This window comes from Nonomuraea sp. NPDC050227 (assembly GCF_044459705.1).
GTDB lineage: Bacteria > Actinomycetota > Actinomycetes > Streptosporangiales > Streptosporangiaceae > Nonomuraea.
The window spans coordinates 42,556-59,167 of the sequence record NZ_JBITJF010000011.1; the positions used below are offsets into that span (position 1 = coordinate 42,556).

The 16,612-nt window shown below is 71.6% G+C and carries 17 protein-coding genes and 1 tRNA gene; 15 read left to right on the top strand and 3 right to left on the bottom strand.

Features of this window, described 5'->3' with window-relative positions; translation table 11 throughout:
* Positions 1-32: 32 nt before the first annotated feature.
* The 8 genes from ACIBK9_RS35875 to ACIBK9_RS35910 all read left to right on the top strand — a co-directional run bounded on the left by ACIBK9_RS35875 (position 33) and on the right by ACIBK9_RS35910 (position 4,654).
* Positions 33-452, top strand: coding sequence for a MarR family winged helix-turn-helix transcriptional regulator (locus ACIBK9_RS35875; RefSeq protein WP_397163127.1), 420 nt, complete (start codon positions 33-35; stop codon positions 450-452).
* Between the two features lie 50 nt (positions 453-502).
* Positions 503-718 (top strand): hypothetical protein, encoded by a 216-nt coding sequence (locus tag ACIBK9_RS35880; RefSeq protein ID WP_352357954.1) that lies wholly within the window; start codon positions 503-505, stop codon positions 716-718.
* A 3-nt stretch (positions 719-721) separates the two neighbouring features.
* Positions 722-1,252, top strand: a complete 531-nt coding sequence (locus tag ACIBK9_RS35885; protein ID WP_397163129.1) for a Clp protease N-terminal domain-containing protein — start codon at positions 722-724, stop codon at positions 1,250-1,252.
* A 105-nt stretch (positions 1,253-1,357) separates the two neighbouring features.
* A tRNA-Ala gene (locus tag ACIBK9_RS35890) sits at positions 1,358-1,430 on the top strand.
* A 138-nt stretch (positions 1,431-1,568) separates the two neighbouring features.
* Positions 1,569-2,366, top strand: a complete 798-nt coding sequence (locus tag ACIBK9_RS35895) for a hypothetical protein (protein ID WP_397163131.1) — start codon at positions 1,569-1,571, stop codon at positions 2,364-2,366.
* Positions 2,363-3,493, top strand: a complete 1,131-nt coding sequence (locus ACIBK9_RS35900) for a sensor histidine kinase (protein ID WP_397163132.1) — start codon at positions 2,363-2,365, stop codon at positions 3,491-3,493. Before ACIBK9_RS35895 ends, ACIBK9_RS35900 begins: the two co-directional genes overlap by 4 nt.
* Positions 3,490-4,131 carry a response regulator gene (locus ACIBK9_RS35905; protein ID WP_397163134.1) on the top strand — a complete coding sequence of 214 codons (642 nt, stop codon included), beginning with the start codon at positions 3,490-3,492 and terminating at the stop codon, positions 4,129-4,131. Before ACIBK9_RS35900 ends, ACIBK9_RS35905 begins: the two co-directional genes overlap by 4 nt.
* A 76-nt stretch (positions 4,132-4,207) precedes the next feature.
* Positions 4,208-4,654 carry a MarR family winged helix-turn-helix transcriptional regulator gene (locus tag ACIBK9_RS35910; protein ID WP_387663435.1) on the top strand — a complete coding sequence of 149 codons (447 nt, stop codon included), beginning with the start codon at positions 4,208-4,210 and terminating at the stop codon, positions 4,652-4,654.
* Here the strand turns inward: ACIBK9_RS35910 and ACIBK9_RS35915 are convergent.
* The 3 genes from ACIBK9_RS35915 to ACIBK9_RS35925 all read right to left on the bottom strand — a co-directional run bounded on the left by ACIBK9_RS35915 (position 4,651) and on the right by ACIBK9_RS35925 (position 7,879).
* Positions 4,651-6,123 carry a pyridoxal-dependent decarboxylase gene (locus ACIBK9_RS35915; RefSeq protein ID WP_397163136.1) on the bottom strand — a complete coding sequence of 491 codons (1,473 nt, stop codon included), beginning with the start codon at positions 6,121-6,123 and terminating at the stop codon, positions 4,651-4,653. The genes ACIBK9_RS35910 and ACIBK9_RS35915 overlap by 4 nt on opposite strands.
* An 88-nt stretch (positions 6,124-6,211) precedes the next feature.
* On the bottom strand, positions 6,212-6,397 hold the full coding sequence (locus ACIBK9_RS35920) for a DUF4236 domain-containing protein (protein ID WP_352326433.1): 186 nt from the start codon (positions 6,395-6,397) through the stop codon (positions 6,212-6,214).
* A 36-nt stretch (positions 6,398-6,433) separates the two neighbouring features.
* The gene (locus tag ACIBK9_RS35925) at positions 6,434-7,879 is read right to left on the bottom strand and encodes a PLP-dependent aminotransferase family protein (protein WP_397163138.1); all 1,446 of its coding nucleotides are present in this window, start codon (positions 7,877-7,879) and stop codon (positions 6,434-6,436) included.
* Between the two features lie 71 nt (positions 7,880-7,950).
* On the opposite strand from ACIBK9_RS35925, the gene ACIBK9_RS35930 reads away from it, so the two are divergent.
* From ACIBK9_RS35930 to mmsA, 7 genes are all read left to right on the top strand, one after another.
* Positions 7,951-8,700, top strand: coding sequence for a metallophosphoesterase (locus ACIBK9_RS35930; protein WP_387663441.1), 750 nt, complete (start codon positions 7,951-7,953; stop codon positions 8,698-8,700).
* Between the two features lie 452 nt (positions 8,701-9,152).
* Positions 9,153-10,136: an ABC transporter substrate-binding protein gene (locus tag ACIBK9_RS35935; RefSeq protein ID WP_397163140.1), complete on the top strand. Its 984-nt coding sequence runs from the start codon at positions 9,153-9,155 to the stop codon at positions 10,134-10,136.
* Positions 10,137-10,188: 52 nt separating this feature from the next.
* Positions 10,189-11,697 carry a sugar ABC transporter ATP-binding protein gene (locus tag ACIBK9_RS35940; protein ID WP_397163141.1) on the top strand — a complete coding sequence of 503 codons (1,509 nt, stop codon included), beginning with the start codon at positions 10,189-10,191 and terminating at the stop codon, positions 11,695-11,697.
* On the top strand, positions 11,697-12,710 hold the full coding sequence (locus tag ACIBK9_RS35945; RefSeq protein ID WP_352326440.1) for an ABC transporter permease: 1,014 nt from the start codon (positions 11,697-11,699) through the stop codon (positions 12,708-12,710). The genes ACIBK9_RS35940 and ACIBK9_RS35945 overlap by 1 nt, the downstream gene beginning before the upstream one ends.
* 5 nt (positions 12,711-12,715) lie before the next feature.
* Positions 12,716-13,690, top strand: coding sequence for a galactofuranose ABC transporter, permease protein YjfF (gene yjfF, locus ACIBK9_RS35950; protein WP_358285917.1), 975 nt, complete (start codon positions 12,716-12,718; stop codon positions 13,688-13,690).
* A 208-nt stretch (positions 13,691-13,898) separates the two neighbouring features.
* Positions 13,899-15,017, top strand: a complete 1,119-nt coding sequence (gene chvE, locus ACIBK9_RS35955) for a multiple monosaccharide ABC transporter substrate-binding protein (RefSeq protein ID WP_352326442.1) — start codon at positions 13,899-13,901, stop codon at positions 15,015-15,017.
* Between the two features lie 61 nt (positions 15,018-15,078).
* Entirely contained in the window at positions 15,079-16,608 is a 1,530-nt protein-coding gene (gene mmsA / locus ACIBK9_RS35960; RefSeq protein WP_358284042.1) for a multiple monosaccharide ABC transporter ATP-binding protein, read from the top strand.
* Positions 16,609-16,612: the final 4 nt, after the last annotated feature.

The following is a 16,612-nucleotide window of genomic DNA, read 5'->3' on the forward strand; positions in this document are numbered from 1 at the left end:
AAAGCTGGATTGATAAAGCTAGGCTTGGTTTTGTGCTCGCCAAGGAACTGCGGATCTCGGTCGGGCGGCTCGCCCGCCGCATCCGGCAGCTTTACACCAACGCCTCGGGCGACGACGTGTCGTTCACCGAGCTCGCCGTGCTCTCCCGCCTCGACCGGGACGGGCCGCACACCTCGGCCCAGCTCGCGCACCTGGAACGCATCACCGCCCAGGCGATCGGCACCGTCCTGGGCGGCCTCCACCAGCGCGGCATGGTGGCCCGCGAGCCCGACCCGGCCGACCGGCGGCGGGTGATCACCGCCATCACCGGCTCCGGCCGCGCCGCGCTCGTCAGCCGCGAAGAGGTGATCACCGAACGCCTGGCCGCGGCCGTCGACTCCCTCACCCCCGACGAGCGCGAACTCCTCGCCGCCGCCCTGCCCGTCCTCGCCGACCTGGCCGAACGGCTCTGAGGCGTCAGCATGTGTTGACAAGCGGCCCTCTGTCAGCACATGCTGACACCATGGACGTCACCGAACTGGCCGGGGCGGCAGCCGACCGCGACCCCGGAACGGGCCTCGCGGCGGTGGCCGCGCTCAGGGCCCTGCTGGAGGAGCTGGAGGCCGTCCACGTCAGCAACGCCCGCGCGGCGGGGTGGTCGTGGGAGCAGATCGCCGGCGCGCTCGGGGTCCGGCGGCAGTCCGCCCATCGCAAGCACGCCCGCAGAACGGGGAGGTAGCAGGTGTTCGACAGGTTCACGGAAGGCGCCCGCCGGGCGGTGGTCCGGGCCGGGATCCTCGCGCTCGACGCCCCCCGCGCCACGCTCGACGCCGATCTCCTGCTGCTGGGCGTGGCCGAGGTGCGGCCGTTCTCGCTGTCGTCGTTCACCGCCTCCGATGCCGGCCTGCGCGCCCGCGTCGACCTGGGCGACGCGCGTGCGCTGCTGGCCACCCTCGGCATCGACCTCGACGAGGTGCACCGCCGCACCCGAGCCGGGACGGACGCGCCCGACCAGTGGGCCCTGCGCCGGTCCCGGCTGCGCCCGCTGCGCGTCGCCCTGGACGGGCCGCTGGGCACGATCCCGCTGGCCATGCATGCCAGGAAGGTGATCGAGGTGGCGATGTGGAAGCCGGGGCCGGTCACCGGCGAACGGCTGCTGTGGGGCCTGCTCGCCGACGGCGCGAACGGCGCCGGCCGCCTGCTCCGCGAGGCCGGGGTCGACGTGGCCGCGCTGGTCAGGGAGGCGGGCATCCCGTCCCGCCGCGCCGCCTGACGCCACGCCGTTCGGGGCGGGCCGGAGAGCTCCTCCGGCCCGCCGGGGCGCGGGATCCGGCGTGACGCGAGGGGTCCGGAAGTCCGATACACTTGGTGATCGCAAGGGGCTATGGCGCAGTTGGTAGCGCGCCTCCATGGCATGGAGGAGGTCTGGGGTTCGAATCCCCATAGCTCCACAGAAGAAAAAGGTGGCGTCCGTCAGGGCGTCACCTTTTTCATGCCTCCGCCAGGCCGTGTCAATACCTCTCAGGTCACCTCTTGTCCGGACCTGGGGGAGACGCGGGCGGCGGGCCGGAGCCGCGATCGTCGGGGGCATGCGACTTCAACGACTGCAGATCTCGGCGCTCTCCGTCCTCGCACTCGTCGTGGCGCTCGCGCTCGCGCCGCTGCCGGGGCTGCCGTACACCATGGGGTTCGCGCCGCACTGGGTGACCGTGCTGGCCGCCGGGGTGGGGGCGGTCTTCGTGGTGCGGCCGCACCCGGCGGGGCTGCTGCCCGCCCTGCTGCTGCTGTGGTCGGCGGGCGGGCTCGTGCTCGACGTCTTCCGCGCCTTCTTCGCGCTCACCGGCATCCCCGCCGGGGAGTTCGCGCAGGTCGACTGGCCCGGGATGGCGCTGCGCGGGCTCAGCCTGGCGGGCTGCGCGCTGCTGGGCGCGCTGCTGCTGCCGCGGATCAGGGTGCCCAGCGGGCCCTGGCTCGGGTACGCCGCGTTCGCCCTCGGGTTCGTCTACCCCCTCGCCAAGCTCTACTGGTCGGCGGGCGGCACCCTGCTGCGCCCCGCGGACTACGGCGAGGGCTTCCCGTACGGCGAGACGATCATGCTGGTCATCGGCGCGGTCGGCTCGCTGGCCCTCGTGCAGAGGTGGGGACGGTCGCTGCCGCGGCGGCTGGTGCTGGCCGGCGGTTGGACGGGCGCCGCCATGTTGACCACTATGGGAGCCATGTCCGTTCTCGGCACCTTCTCCCAGCTTCTCGGCCTCACCCAGGGGCCCGTGCCGCTGTCCGAGCCGGCCACGGTGGCGGCGGTCGCGGTCGTGTACGGGAGCTGGCTGCTGTTCGGACTCGCGGTCGCCGGGGCCACCCTCTCCTACCAGCGCACGACGGCACGATGACGCCCCGCCGCGCCGACGTGCTCCTGGCCCTGGTCGCCGGGGTGACACTGTTCCCGCTCTCCCTGACGGTGGCGGTGTTGTCGGCGCCCGGCGTGCGGGCGGTCCTGCTGGCGGGGGCCTGCCTGGCGGCGCACGCGGCCGTGGCGTACCGGCGGCGGACGTGGGCGTTCCTCGTGGTCGCCGCGGCCTTCGCCGTCCAGGTCGCGGTGACTGGGTTGTTCCTCGTGCTGCCGTCGTCGGCGCTGTTCCCGCTCGCGGTCTACTCCTGCGCCGCCCACGCCCGGCGGCATCCGCCGCTGGTGGTCGGCCTGGCGGGAGCGGGGGCGGCGGCGGCCAGGTTCGCGACCGACTCCAGCGTCGCGGCGGCCGGGCTCGGGCCCGACCCGTGGCTGCTGCTGGCGTTGCTGGCCGCGGTGGTGGTCGCGGCGTGGGGGCTCGGACTGTACCGGCGGACCCAGCTCGCCCACCTCGACCTGCTGCGGGAGCGGGCCGGCGAGGCCGCGGCGCGGGCCACCGCCGAGGAACGGGCCAGGATCGCCAGGGAGATGCACGACGTGGTCGCCCACGCGCTGGCCGTCATCGTCGCCCAGGCCAGGGGCGGCCGGTTCGCGCCCGCGCGGGCGGCCGAGATCCTGGCCACGATCGAGGAGACGGGCCGCGCGGCCCTCACCGACATGCGGGCCGCCGTCGGCGCGCTGCGCGCCACGCCCGGGGACGGGCCGCCGCCCGGACTGACCGGCCTGCCGGACCTGGTGGCGCGGACCAGGGACGCCGGGCTGCCCGTCGAGGAGATCGTCCGCGGCACGCCGCGTCCCCTCGGGCCGGGGGCCGATCTCGTCGCCTACCGCGTGGTGCAGGAGGCACTGACGAACACGCTCAAGCACGCGGGCGCGGGCGCGCGCAGCACCCTCCGGCTGGAGTGGACGGACGACGCCCTGCGCATCACCGCCGGCGACACGGGCGGCGACGCGGGCGGCACCGCCTCCGCCGCGACGTGCGGTGACGGGCCGGGGAACGGGCTGACGGGCATGCGCGAGCGGGTGACCGCGCTGGGCGGGACCCTGGACGTCCGGACGGAGGAGGAAGGCGGGTTCGTCGTCGAGGCCCGCCTTCCGTACCCGGCATGACCATCGGCGTGTACGTCGTCGACGACCAGCGGCTGGTGCGTACCGGCACGGTGATGGTGATCGACGCCCAGGACGACATGCGCGTGGTGGGGGAGGCCGGCGACGGGGTGGAGGCGCTGGCCGGACTGCGCGCGGTGACGGCGGACGTGGTGCTCATGGACGTCCGCATGCCGCGCATGGACGGCGTCGAGGCGACCCGGCGGCTGCTGACGACCCCCGGCGCGCCCAAGGTGATCGTCCTGACCACCTTCGACCTGGACGAGTACGCCTTCGCCGCGCTGCGGGCCGGCGCGTCGGGGTTCCTGCTCAAGGACGCCCCCGCCGAGGAGCTGCTGGCCGCGGTGCGGACCGTCCACCGGGGGGACGCGGTGATCGCCCCCTCGACCACCCGCCGCCTGCTCGACCACGTCGCGCCGCACCTGCCGGACGCCGGGCCCGACCCGCTGACCGAACGGGAGCGGGAGGTGTTGCGGCACATCGCCTGGGGCGAGACGAACGCCGAGATCGCCGGCGCGCTGTTCCTGTCCGAGGGCACCGTCAAGACCCATGTCAGTCGCATCCTGGCCAAACTCGGGCTGCGCGACCGGGTCCAGGCCGTCATCTGGGCCTACGAGCACGGCCTGAACCGCCGCCCCTGAGCGGTCGCGCAGCGGATGCGACGGGCCGTCGAATCATTCATGCTCTGAATGATGTATCGACGCTACCATCGTGCACGTGGACGAAGTCAAGCCGGTGTCGGTGGCGGGGACGATGGCCTTCAGGATCGGGACGCTCGGGGCGATCCTGACCGAGCGGTTCACGGCCGCGCTCGTCCCGCTCGACCTCAAGCCCAAGCACGTCGGGCTGATGACCCTGCTGGAGGCGCGCGGCGCGGCCTCGCAGCTCGACGTCGCCAAGACCATGGGCGTCGCGCCGAGCCTGGTGGTGACGCTGGCCGACCACCTCGAACGGCTCGGCGCGATCTCCCGGGTGCGCGACCCCGGCGACCGGCGGCGTCAGCTCCTCGACCTCACCGCCGAGGGGCGCGCGCTGCTCGGCCGGTGCCTGGAGGTGACGCTGGAGCTCGACGCCGAGCTGACCGGCGGGCTCGGCCCGCGGGACCGGGCCGTGCTCGCCAGGGTCCTCGGCACGCTGGCCGCCCAGGCGGGGCTGCCGATCTAGTCGTCGCGGTCGGTCTCCCCGGCCAGGGCGGCGCGGCCCTGGCGGATGTCGGCCCAGGCCCGTTCGACGTGGCGGAGTTCTGTGGCGGGGCCGCCGACGGCCATGCGGAGCACGATCCGGCCGCCGATCGCGGTGTGCGTCAGGTAGAGGGAGCCGCCGGCGTTCAGGGTCTCCATCAGGCGCAGCGTGGCGGCGTCGGCGTCGGCGGGCGGCAGGCCGGGCCAGCGGGGGCGGAAGCAGACCAGGCCGAGCGGGTGCGGCTCGTGCAGCTCGAAGGCGGGGTCGGCGGCGATCAGGGCGGCCAGGTGCTGGGCCAGGGAGACGCCCTTGCGGATGTGGGCGCGCAGGCCCTCGGCGCCGTACCAGCGGATCACCGACCACAGTTTCAACGCTCTGAACCGGCGGCCCAGCGGGATCTGCCAGTCGCGGTAGTCGACCACCGAGCCGGCCGTGGTCGCGGCGTTGCGCAGGTACTCCGGCAGGATCGACAGCGCGCCGAGCAAGGGGGCGCGGTCGGCCGTCCACAGGACGGTGCAGTCGAAGTTGGTCAGCAGCCACTTGTGCGGGTTGGTGGAGTAGGTGTCGGCGTACTCCGCCACGCCGTCGTTGAGCCCGCGGAACTCGGGGCAGACGGCGGCGACCCCGGCGTAGGCGGCGTCCACGTGCAGCCACACGTCGTGCTCGCGGCACACCTCGCCGATCTCCGGCACCGGGTCGACGGCGGCCGAGGAGGTGGTGCCGACGGTGGCGCAGACCATCGCGGGGACCGCGCCGGCGGCCTTGTCGGCCGCGATCAGCTCGTGCAGCCGTCCCGGGTCCATGGCCAGCGTACGGGGGTGCACGTCCACCACCCGGACGCCGTCGGAGCCGAGGCCGGCGACGCGGGCGGCCTTCTCCAGCGAGGAGTGCGTCTGCGACGAGACGTAGATCGTGTACCGCTCGGCGACGCCCGTGCGCGTGACCCGGCCGCCGCTCGCCCGGTGCAGGGCGGCGAGCAGCGCCACCAGGCAGGCGCTCGACGCCGAGTCCTGGATCACGCCGCCGCCGCGCGCGTCGGTCCTGAAGTGCGCGGGCAGGCCGAGCAGGCTCGCCAGCCAGTCCACCACCACGGTCTCCAGCTCGGTGCAGGCGGGGCTGGTGACCCACAACATGCCCTGCACGCCGAGGCCGCTGGAGAGCAGGTCGCCGAGGATGGCGGGGCCGCTGGAGTTGGAGGGGTAGTAGGCGAAGAAGTAGGGGTGCTGCCAGTGGGTGATGCCGGGCAGCAGGATGGTGTTCAGGTCGTCCAGGACGGCCTCGAACGGCTCGCCGTGCTCGGGCGGCTCGGCGGGCAACGCGCGGCGGACGTCCCCCGGCTCGGCCCGTGACATCACCGGACGGGACTCGATGCCCGCCATGTAGTCCGCGATCCAGTCGACGACCTGCCTGCCGTGGCGGCGGAACTCCTCGGGGGTCATATGGGCGTTCATGCCTACAGATCATCATCCGGGCGGCGTCCCGGGAAGACGGGAACGGGCCGGAGGCCGCGCGCCTCCGGCCCGTCGTTCCGGCGGGGGGTCAGCGCCCACTGAGCGTCTTGCGCCAGTGGAAGCCGCCGGGCAGATTGACCGACAGCGTACGGCGGCCGTCGGCGGTACGCGTCACCCTGAACAGCCGGTTGCCCCAGCTGTGTCCAACGCCGCCGCGGGACAGGTTCAGCCGGACCGGGCCCAGCTTGATCGTCTTGCGGTAGCTCCAGCTCATCGGACTCCTCCGTCGAGGTCGGTGAGAGCCGGTCAACTACCCCGGAAGGCCGAAAATATCGGGGTTCTCGGCGCTGGAGGCGCTTCCCTCGGCGGATGCCCAGGTCAGAGCGTCGGCCAGGGCGTCCAGGGCGGCGGGGAAGGCGCGTTCGGAGGGGGCGGCGTACCCGATCAGCAGGCCGCCGGGGCCGGGCGTCTGGCGCAGCGGGCTCAGGCCGCGCAGGGCGATGCCGCGCCGTTCGCAGGCCGCCAGCACGGCGGACTCGGCCGGCCCGGACGGCGGGAGCAGCAGCAGGGCGCGCAGGCCGGCGGCCACGCCGGGCAGGCGCGCGCCGGGCAGCGGGGCGTCCGGTCCCGGGCCGAGCCGCGACAGCAGCAGGTCGCGGCGGCGGCGGTAGCGCAGCCGCGCGGCGCGGACGTGCCGGTCGTAGTCGTGGACGTCGATCAGCCGGGCCAGGACGAGCTGGCCCAGCACCCCGGTGTGGGCGTCGGCGTGCAGCTTGGCCTCGGCGACCGGGCCCACCAGGGCGGGCGGGAGCGCCATCCAGCCCAGGCGCAGCGCCGGGGAGAGCGACTCGGACGTGGTGCCGCAGTAGACGACCTGGTCGGGGGCCGTGCCCTGGAGGGCGCCCACGGGACGGCGGTCGTAGCGGAACTCGCCGTCGTAGTCGTCCTCGATGACCGGGCCGCCCCACTCGCGCAGCAGGCGGCGGCGCGCCGGGGCCAGCGGGACGCCGGTCGGGTACTGGTGCGCCGGGGTCAGCACGGCGGCCGCCACCCCGGACGTGAGGTCGCCGGTCCGGGCGCCCTGCTCGTCCACCGGGAGGGGGACGATCGTGCGGCCGGCGCGGCGCAGGACCTCGCGGTAGAAGTCGTGGCCCGGGTCCTCCATGGCGATCGGGCCCGCGCCGAGCACGCCCGCCAGCAGGTTGAGCGACTGGACGAAGCCCGTGGTGACGACGATCCGGTCGGGGGTGGTGCGCACGCCGCGGGTCCTGCCGAGGTAGCCGGCCAGCGCGGTGCGCAGTTCGATCCGGCCCCGGGGGTCGCAGGGGCCGAAGACGTCGGCGGGGGCCGCGGCGAGCACGTGGCGGGTGGCCCGCAGCCAGGCGCGCGCGGGGAAGGCCGACAGGTCCGGCTGCCCGGGACGAAGGTCGTGCACCGGCTGCGCCGGCCCGGCGACGGAAGGGGAGCCGATCGGCGCGGGGGCGGGCGGGAGGGCGTCGGCGACCTCGGTGCCCGAACCCGGGCGGGTGGTGAGGTAGCCCTCCTCGGCGAGCTGGTCGTAGGCGGCGGTCACCGTGCCGCGGGCGAGGCCGAGCCCGGCCGCGAGCACCCTGGTCGAGGGCAGGCGGGTGCCGGTCGGCAGCCGCCCGTCGCGGACGGCGGCGCGCAGCGCGTCCTCGACGGCCCGCCGCCGCCCGAGTGCGGGATCGAGCTCCAGATGCAGGTCAACTCCGGAACTGGCCCAATGTTTCGCCATAAAACCGGATCTTACGGGTGGGCCGGTGGGCGGCTACCGTCGAGGGCGTACCTCGAAAGGAAGTTCTGCCCATGCTCGTGATCGCCCATCTCAGCGACATCCACCTCGGCGGCTCGGAGCGGTCGGTCGAGCGCGCCGACGCCGTCATGCGCTATCTGGACGCCCTCCCGTACGACCTCGACGCGGTGCTCGTCACCGGCGACATCGCCGACCACGGTCTGCCCGAGGAGTACGAGCAGGCGCGCAAGCTGCTGACCTCGCGCCACCCGGTCCTCGTGTGCCCCGGCAACCACGACGTCCGGGAGGAGTTCCGGCGGGTGCTGCTCGCCGAGCCGGCCGCGTCCGGGCCGGTCAACCGGGTCCACCGCACCGGCGGGGCCGTCTACGTGTTGTGCGACTCCTCAGTCCCGGGCCGGCCCGAGGGCCACCTGGACGACGAGACGCTGGCCTGGCTCGACGGCGTGCTCGGCGCGGAACGCGGCCTGCCGGTGTTCGTGGCCTTCCACCACCCGCCCGCGACGCTGCACTCGCCGGTCGACACGATCATGCTCCGGACCCCGGAACGCCTCGCCGGCCTGCTGGCCGGGCACCCGCACGTGACGGCCGTGCTGGTCGGCCACGCCCACACCGCGGCGGCCACCACCTTCGCCGGCCGCCCGCTGCTCGCCGCGCCCGGCGTGGTGTCCACGCTGCGGCTGCCGTGGGAGGGCGCGACCACGCTGGCCGACTGCGCCGACTACGAACTCCCGCCGGGGCTCGTCTTCCACGTGCTGGACGACGACGGCCGGATCACCACCCACCACCGCGTCGTACCGGTCTGAGGACGGACGGCGGCGGGCCGGGAGGCCGCGGGCTTCCCGGCGCCGGGACGGTTCGTTTCATGGGGGGCTCCTCGGACGAGGGGGTTGTTAGCGCTACCAGTCGAAGTGACCGCTAACAAAGGTGATCGGCGTCACGTTAGGGAGGGAGCACCCCTGGAGTCAAGGGGTGTCCGGCGTGACGTGACCGTGATGTGGAGGGCCCTTGACGGATGTGCTTGTTAACGTTCACAGTCGTGGCCAAGCCAGGAAAGGAGCGGTCGCGGGATCGGTCCGGGGCCGTCTCCCCTCGGTCGCGGCCGAGGAGGCGAGGTGGCGGCCCGCCTCCTGGCGCCCCGCGGTCGCCGGTACGCGAGACGGGCACGGCCCGACGGGACCGCGCAGGCCCCCGAGGCAGGAAGGCGCCGGCAGCCGGGTTCGGTTGTTAGCGCTCACATGAGAAGGGAACCCCCCACGTGTTCAGAAGGATCTCGGCGCTGGTGCTCGCCGGGCTCACCGCGATGTCGGTGGCGAGCTGCGGCGGAGGCAGTGGCGGCAGCGGCGGCAGCGGCGGCGGCGACGGCTCGATCACCATGGGCTTCGCCCAGGTCGGCGCGGAGAGCGGCTGGCGCACCGCGAACACCAAGTCCGTGCAGGACTCGGCCAAGAACGCGGGCGTGACGCTCAAGTTCTCCGACGCCCAGCAGAAGCAGGAGAACCAGATCAAGGCCATCCGCTCCTACATCCAGCAGAAGGTGGACGTCATCGCCTTCTCGCCGGTGGTGGAGTCCGGCTGGGACACGGTGCTCAAGGAGGCCAAGGACGCGAAGATCCCGGTCATCCTGACCGACCGCGCCGTAGACTCCAAGGACACCTCCCTGTACAAGACCTTCCTCGGCTCCGATTTCGTCGAGGAGGGCAAGAAGGCCGGTCAGTGGCTGGTGCAGGAGTACAAGGACGCCAAGGACCCGGTGAACATCGTCGAGCTCCAGGGCACCACCGGCTCGGCCCCCGCCAACGACCGCAAGGCCGGGTTCGCCCAGGTCATCGGCGCCGACCCGAAGTTCAAGGTGATCGCCTCGCAGACCGGCGACTTCACCCGGGCCAAGGGCAAGGAGGTCATGGAGGCCTTCCTGAAGTCCAACCCGGACATCGACGTGCTCTACGCCCACAACGACGACATGGGCCTGGGCGCGATCGAGGCCATCGAGGGCGCGGGCAAGGTGCCCGGCAAGGACATCAAGATCATCACGGTCGACGCCGTCAAGGACGGCATGCAGGCCCTGGCCGACGGAAAGATCAACTACATCGTCGAGTGCTCGCCGCTGCTCGGCCCGCAGCTCATGGACCTGGCCAAGAAGGTCGTCAAGGGCGAGCAGGTGCCGGCCCGCGTGGTGACCGAGGAGACCACGTTCACGCAGGAGCAGGCCAAGCAGGTCCTGTCCAGCCGTCAGTACTGATCGTGCGGGCCGGGCCCGGTGGCCCGGCCCCTTCAGGCGGAAGGGGAGGCGCATGGCCGCACCCGTGCCGGTCCTGACGATGAACGGGATCGGCAAACAGTTTCCCGGGGTCAAGGCCCTGGACGGCGTGGACCTGCGGCTGCTGCCCGGCGAGGTGCACGCGCTCATGGGCGAGAACGGCGCCGGCAAGTCCACCCTGATCAAGGTGCTCACCGGCGTGCATCCCGCCGACTCGGGCACGATCGAGCTGGGCGGGCGGCCCGTCGCCTTCGCCGGCCCGGCCGAGGCGCAGCGGGGCGGCATCAGCACGGTCTACCAGGAGGTCAACCTCTGCGCGAACCTGTCGGTGGCCGAGAACATCTTCGTCGGCCGAGAGCCGCGCAGGTTCGGGCGCATCGACTGGAAACGCGTGCGGGCCAGGGCCGGCGAGCTGCTGAGCGGGCTGGACCTGAGCATCGACGTCTCGGCGCCGCTGTCGGCCTACTCGCCGGCGGTGCAGCAGATGGTGGCCATCGCGCGGGCGGTCGACATCGAGGCCCGGGTGCTGATCCTGGACGAGCCCACCTCCAGCCTGGACGCCGACGAGGTGCGGCAGCTCTTCCGGGTGATGCGGCGGCTCAAGGAGGAGGGCATCGCCATCCTCTTCGTCTCCCACTTTCTCGACCAGATCTACGAAATTTCGGACCGTATGACGATCCTGCGCAACGGACGGCTCGTCGGCGAGTACCTCACCCGCGAGCTGCCCCAGCTCGACCTGGTCGCCAAGATGATCGGCCAGGAGCTGGCCGCGCTCGACCGCCTGCACGGCGAGGCCAGGGTCTTCGACCGTCCGCTGGTCGAGGCGCGCGGGCTGGGCCGGGCCGGGGCCGTCGAGCCGTTCTCGCTCACCATCCACGAGGGCGAGGTCGTGGGGCTGGCCGGGCTGCTCGGCTCGGGGCGTACCGAGGTCGCGCGGCTGCTGTTCGGCGCCGACCACGCGAGCGGCGGCGAGCTGTCCGTCGGCGGCGCGCCCGCCGCGCTGCGCACGCCCCGCGCGGCGATGAACCACAAGATCGCCTTCTGCTCGGAGAACCGCAAGGAGGACGGCCTGATCCCCGACCTCACCGTGCGCGAGAACATCATCCTGGCGCTCCAGGCCACCCGGGGCTGGACCAGGCCGGTGCCGCGCGAACAGCAGGACGAGCTGGTCGCCCGGTACGTCAAGGCCCTGCGGATCAGCCCGCCCAACCCCGAGCACCTGGTGCGGAACCTGAGCGGCGGCAACCAGCAGAAGGTGCTGCTGGCGCGCTGGCTCATCCTGGAGCCCCGGCTGCTCATCCTCGACGAGCCCACCCGCGGCATCGACGTCGGGGCCAAGACCGAGATCCAGCGCCTGGTCGCCGAGCTGTCCGACGGCGGCATGGCGGTGTTGTTCATCTCCGCCGAGCTGGAGGAGGTGCTGCGGCTCAGCCACAAGGTCGAGGTGCTGCGCGACCGGCGGCTGGTGGCCGAGCTGCCCAACGACGAAGCCCTCACCACGGACGTGCTGATGGAGACGATCGCGAGCGGAGGGCGGCCCTGATGCGGCGGCTGCTGTGGCCCGTGGCGGTGCTCGCGCTGCTGCTGGCCCTGAACGTGTTCTTCACCCCCAGCTTCCTGTCCGTCCAGGTCAGGGACGGGCACCTGTACGGGAGCCTGATCGACATCCTGCGCTTCGGCGCGCCGCTGATCCTGGTCTCGCTGGGCATGACGCTGGTCATCGCGACCGGCGGCATCGACCTGTCGGTGGGCTCGGTGGTGGCGATCTCGGGCGCGCTGGCCTGCCTGCGGATCAGCGAGGACGCCGGCGTGCTCGCCGCCGTGGCGCTCGCGCTCGGATTGTGCCTGCTGCTCGGCGCCTGGAACGGGTTCCTGGTCGCGCAGGCGGGCATCCAGCCGATCATCGCCACGCTGATCCTCATGGTGGCCGGGCGCGGCCTGGCCCAGCTCATCACCGACGGGCAGATCATCACGGTCAACAGCCCGTCGTACAAGCTGATCGGCGGCGGGTATCTGCTGGCGGTGCCGTTCGGGGTGCTGCTGGTGCCGGTCGTGCTGGCGGTCACCGCGTTCCTGACCCGGCGGCTGGCGTTGGGCCTGCTGATCGAGTCGGTCGGCGGGAACGCCGAGGCCAGCCGGCTGGCGGGCATCAGGTCGCGCGGGATCGTCATCATGGTCTACGCCTTCGCCGCCCTGTGCGCGGGCATCGCCGGCATCCTGATCAGCTCGAACGTCTCCAGCGCCGACGGCAACAACGCCGGCCTGTGGATCGAGCTGGACGCGATCCTGGCCGTGGTGATCGGCGGCACCTCGTTGTCGGGCGGCCGGTTCTCGCTGGGCGGGACCGTGGCCGGCGCGCTCGTCATCCAGACGCTCACCACGACGATCTACTCCATCGGCGTGCCGCCCGAGACGACCCTGCTGTTCAAGGCGCTGGTCGTGACGGCGGTCTGTCTCGTGCAGTCGCCGTCGTTCCGCGCGAAGGCGCTGCGCCGGCGCGGCGGCAGCGCGCCGCCCAGCCCGGCCCCCGAGGAGAAAGTGCGGGTGACCCTGTGACGACCATGACCGTGGGCCGGGTCGCGTTGCCGGCCCGCCACCTGCCCGTGCTGGTGACGGCGTGCCTGTTCGTGGCGATGTTCGTCGTCGGCGGCCTCCGGTACGAGGGGTTCGCCAGCGGGCAGGTGGTGCTCAACGTCTTCATCGACAACGCGTTCCTGCTGGTGGTGGCGGTGGGGATGACGTTCGTGATCCTGGCCGGGGGCATCGATCTGTCGGTGGGGTCGGTGGTGGCGCTGTCCACGATGATCTCGGCGTCGCTGATGTCGGGGCCGGGGTGGCCGCCGTACGTGGTGGTGCCGGTGGTGCTGGCCGTCGGGTCAGGGCTCGGGCTGGTGATGGGGTACATCGTGCACGCCTTCGACATCCAGCCGTTCATCGTGACGCTGGCCGGGATGTTCCTGGCCCGGGGGCTGTGCTACACGATCGGCACGGACTCGATCCCGATCGAGGACCCGACGTTCACGGCGTTCGCGCAGACCAGGATCGACCTGTTCGCCGGGCTGTGGATCTCGCCGAGCGTGCTCATCGCGGTGGGGGTCGTGCTGGTGGCGGCGTACGTGCTGCACTACACCCGGCTCGGCCGGGCCGTGTACGCGACGGGCGGCAGCGAGCAGTCGGCGCTGCTCATGGGGCTGCCGGTGGGCCGGACGAAGATCACGGTCTACACGGTGAGCGGTTTCTGCTCGGCGCTCGGCGGCGTGCTGCTGTCGTTCTACATGCTCTCGGGCTACGGCCTGCACGCCGTGGGCATGGAGCTGGACGCCATCGCCGCCGTGGTGATCGGCGGCACGCTGCTCACGGGCGGCAGCGGCTTCCTGCTCGGCACGGTGCTCGGCGTGCTGGTGCTCGGGCTGATCCAGACGATCATCAGCTTCGAGGGCACGCTCAGCTCCTGGTGGACCAAGATCTTCATCGGCCTGCTGCTCTTCGTCTTCATCGTGCTGCAACGGATCTTTAGCGCGCGCCCAAGGCGCTGACCTGCGAGGAGTCTGCCGCGAAAGTTACCTAAAGGTTTCCGTGAGGTTATGCTCAACCGTTGACATCGTCTTTGTTAGCGATAACAATCGGCGGGAACGAAGCGAGAACTTTGTTCTGATTCGGCACGTTCTGTGACTGAGTCCTCTGCAAGATCGGCAGTTAACGCTCACATTCCGCTGCCGCAACCCCCATTGCAAGGAGTGCCACATGAGGTTGGGACGTATCGGGGGCGTGGTGTCCGCCATCGCGCTCGCCGCGACCATGACGGCCTGCGGCTCCAGCCAGAAGACGGTCGACGCCGACGCCTCCACGTCGGCCGCCGCCGGCGGCGCGGGCGCCCTGATCGGCGTCACGATGCCCACCAAGTCGTCCGAGCGGTGGATCCACGACGGCGACAACGTCAAGCAGCAGCTCGAACAGCTGGGCTACAAGGTCGACCTCCAGTACGCGGAGAACGACATCCCGACGCAGGCCAACCAGATCGAGAACCAGATCACCAAGGGCGCCAAGCTCCTGATCATCGCCTCGATCGACGGCACCGCGATCACCTCGCAGCTCCAGCAGGCCGCCGACGCCAAGATCCCGGTCATCTCCTACGACCGCCTGATCCGCAACAGCCCCAACGTCGACTACTACGCCACCTTCGACAACTTCAAGGTCGGCGTGCAGCAGGCGACCTCGCTGCTCAAGGGCCTCGGCGTGGACGACGGCAAGAAGGGCCCGTTCAACGTCGAGCTGTTCGGCGGCTCGCCCGACGACAACAACGCCACGTTCTTCTGGAACGGCGCCATGTCGGTGCTCCAGCCCAAGATCGACGACGGCACCCTGCTGGTCAAGAGCGGCCAGAAGGACTTCAAGACCGCCGCCATCCTGCGCTGGGACCCGGCCACGGCCCAGAAGCGCATGGAGGACATCCTCACCAAGACCTACACCGGCGGCACCAAGGTGGACGGCGTGCTGTCCCCGTACGACGGCCTGTCCATCGGCATCCTGTCGGCGCTCAAGAGCTCCGGCTACGGCACCAGCGGCCAGCCCTACCCCGTCGTGACCGGCCAGGACGCCGAGCTCGCCTCGGTCAAGTCGATCATCGCCGGCGAGCAGTACTCCACCATCTTCAAGGACACCCGCAAGCTCGCCGAGCAGACGGTGAAGATGGCCGACGCGGTCCTCAAGGGCGGCAAGCCCGAGGTGAACAACACCAAGGACTACGACAACGGCAACAAGGTCGTCCCCTCCTACCTGCTCGACCCGGTGATCGTGGACAAGAGCAACTACAAGGAGATCATCGTCGGCGGCAACTACTACACCGAGGACCAGCTCAAGTAAGGGCCCGCCCCGGGGGACCGCGGTCCCCCGGGGGCACTTCCCACACCTGAGCGAGGGGCATATGACCGAGCACATCTTGCGGATGAGCGGGATCACCAAGACGTTCCCCGGTGTCAAGGCGCTGCAGGACGTCAACCTGGCCGTCCGGCGCGGCGAGATCCACGCCATCTGCGGCGAGAACGGCGCCGGCAAGTCGACGCTGATGAAGGTGCTGTCCGGGGTCTACCCGCACGGCGACTACGAGGGCGAGATCACCTTCGAGGGCGCGCGCTGCGAGTTCGCCGGCATCCGCGACAGCGAGCACGCCGGGATCGTCATCATCCACCAGGAGCTGGCGCTCAGCCCGCAGCTGTCGATCGCGGAGAACATCTTCCTCGGCAACGAGCGCGCCAGGCGCGGCTTCATCGACTGGAACCGCACCAACTACGAGGCCGCCGAGCTGATGCGCCGCGTCGGCCTCCAGGAGAACCCCACCACCACGGTCTCCGACCTGGGCGTCGGCAAGCAGCAGCTCGTCGAGATCGCCAAGGCGCTGTCGAAGGAGGTGAAGCTGCTCATCCTCGACGAGCCGACCGCCGCGCTCAACGACGACGACTCGGCCCACCTGCTCGACCTGCTGCGTGGCCTGCGGGACGAGGGCATCACCTGCGTGATCATCTCGCACAAGCTCAACGAGGTGACCGCGATCGCCGACTCCGTCACGATCATCCGCGACGGCCGCACGATCGAGACCCTGGACATGGCCACCGACCACGTCACCGAGGACCGGATCATCTCCGGCATGGTCGGCCGCGCGCTGGACAACCGCTTCCCGCCGCACGAGTCGACGATCGGCGAGGAGGTGCTGCGGATCGAGGACTGGACGGTGCACAGCCCGAGCCAGCCCGGCCGGAAGGTCGTGGACGGCGCCTCGCTCACCCTGCGCAGGGGCGAGATCGTCGGCCTGGCCGGCCTGATGGGCGCCGGGCGCACCGAGCTGGCGATGAGCCTGTTCGGCCGCACGTACGGCGTGCACATCTCCGGCAAGGTCTTCAAGGACGGCGAGCCGATCGAGATCCGCAACGTGCAGGACGCGATCCGCCACGGCCTGGCCTACGCCACCGAGGACCGCAAGCGGTACGGCCTCAACCTCATCGAGGACATCAAGCGCAACATCAGCGCCGCCGGGCTCAAGGGCCTGGCCCGGCGTGGCTGGGTGAACGAGAACGAGGAGTACAAGGTCGCCGAGGAGTTCCACCGGAGCATGAACATCAAGGCGCCCAGCGTCAACAGCGTCGTCGGCAAGCTGAGCGGCGGCAACCAGCAGAAGGTCGTGCTCTCCAAGTGGATCCTGACGCAACCTGACGTGCTCATCCTCGACGAGCCCACCCGCGGCATCGACGTCGGCGCCAAGTACGAGATCTACACGATCATCAACCGCCTCGCCGACCAGGGCAAGGCCGTGCTGGTGATCTCCAGTGAGTTGCCTGAGCTGCTCGGCCTGTGCGACCGCATCTACACGCTCTCCGAAGGTCGCGTCACCGGCGAGGTCCCCCGCCGGGAGGCCACCCAGGAAAGCCTCATGCATCTCATGACCAAGGGACAGGAGTAGCTCC

Excerpts from the sequence above, each read along its gene's own strand:
- ACIBK9_RS35895 (WP_397163131.1), top strand. The coding sequence starts at position 1,569 with ATGCGACTTCAACGACTGCAGATCTCGGCGCTCTCCGTCCTCGCACTC.
- ACIBK9_RS35900 (WP_397163132.1), top strand. The coding sequence starts at position 2,363 with ATGACGCCCCGCCGCGCCGACGTGCTCCTGGCCCTGGTCGCCGGGGTG.
- ACIBK9_RS35940 (WP_397163141.1), top strand. The coding sequence starts at position 10,189 with ATGGCCGCACCCGTGCCGGTCCTGACGATGAACGGGATCGGCAAACAG.
- ACIBK9_RS35915 (WP_397163136.1), bottom strand. The coding sequence starts at position 6,123 with ATGAACGCCCATATGACCCCCGAGGAGTTCCGCCGCCACGGCAGGCAG.
- ACIBK9_RS35945 (WP_352326440.1), top strand. The coding sequence starts at position 11,697 with ATGCGGCGGCTGCTGTGGCCCGTGGCGGTGCTCGCGCTGCTGCTGGCC.
- chvE (WP_352326442.1), top strand. The coding sequence starts at position 13,899 with ATGAGGTTGGGACGTATCGGGGGCGTGGTGTCCGCCATCGCGCTCGCC.
- ACIBK9_RS35925 (WP_397163138.1), bottom strand. The coding sequence starts at position 7,879 with ATGGCGAAACATTGGGCCAGTTCCGGAGTTGACCTGCATCTGGAGCTC.
- ACIBK9_RS35930 (WP_387663441.1), top strand. The coding sequence starts at position 7,951 with ATGCTCGTGATCGCCCATCTCAGCGACATCCACCTCGGCGGCTCGGAG.
- mmsA (WP_358284042.1), top strand. The coding sequence starts at position 15,079 with ATGACCGAGCACATCTTGCGGATGAGCGGGATCACCAAGACGTTCCCC.
- ACIBK9_RS35880 (WP_352357954.1), top strand. The coding sequence starts at position 503 with ATGGACGTCACCGAACTGGCCGGGGCGGCAGCCGACCGCGACCCCGGA.
- ACIBK9_RS35920 (WP_352326433.1), bottom strand. The coding sequence starts at position 6,397 with ATGAGCTGGAGCTACCGCAAGACGATCAAGCTGGGCCCGGTCCGGCTG.
- ACIBK9_RS35905 (WP_397163134.1), top strand. The coding sequence starts at position 3,490 with ATGACCATCGGCGTGTACGTCGTCGACGACCAGCGGCTGGTGCGTACC.
- yjfF (WP_358285917.1), top strand. The coding sequence starts at position 12,716 with ATGACCGTGGGCCGGGTCGCGTTGCCGGCCCGCCACCTGCCCGTGCTG.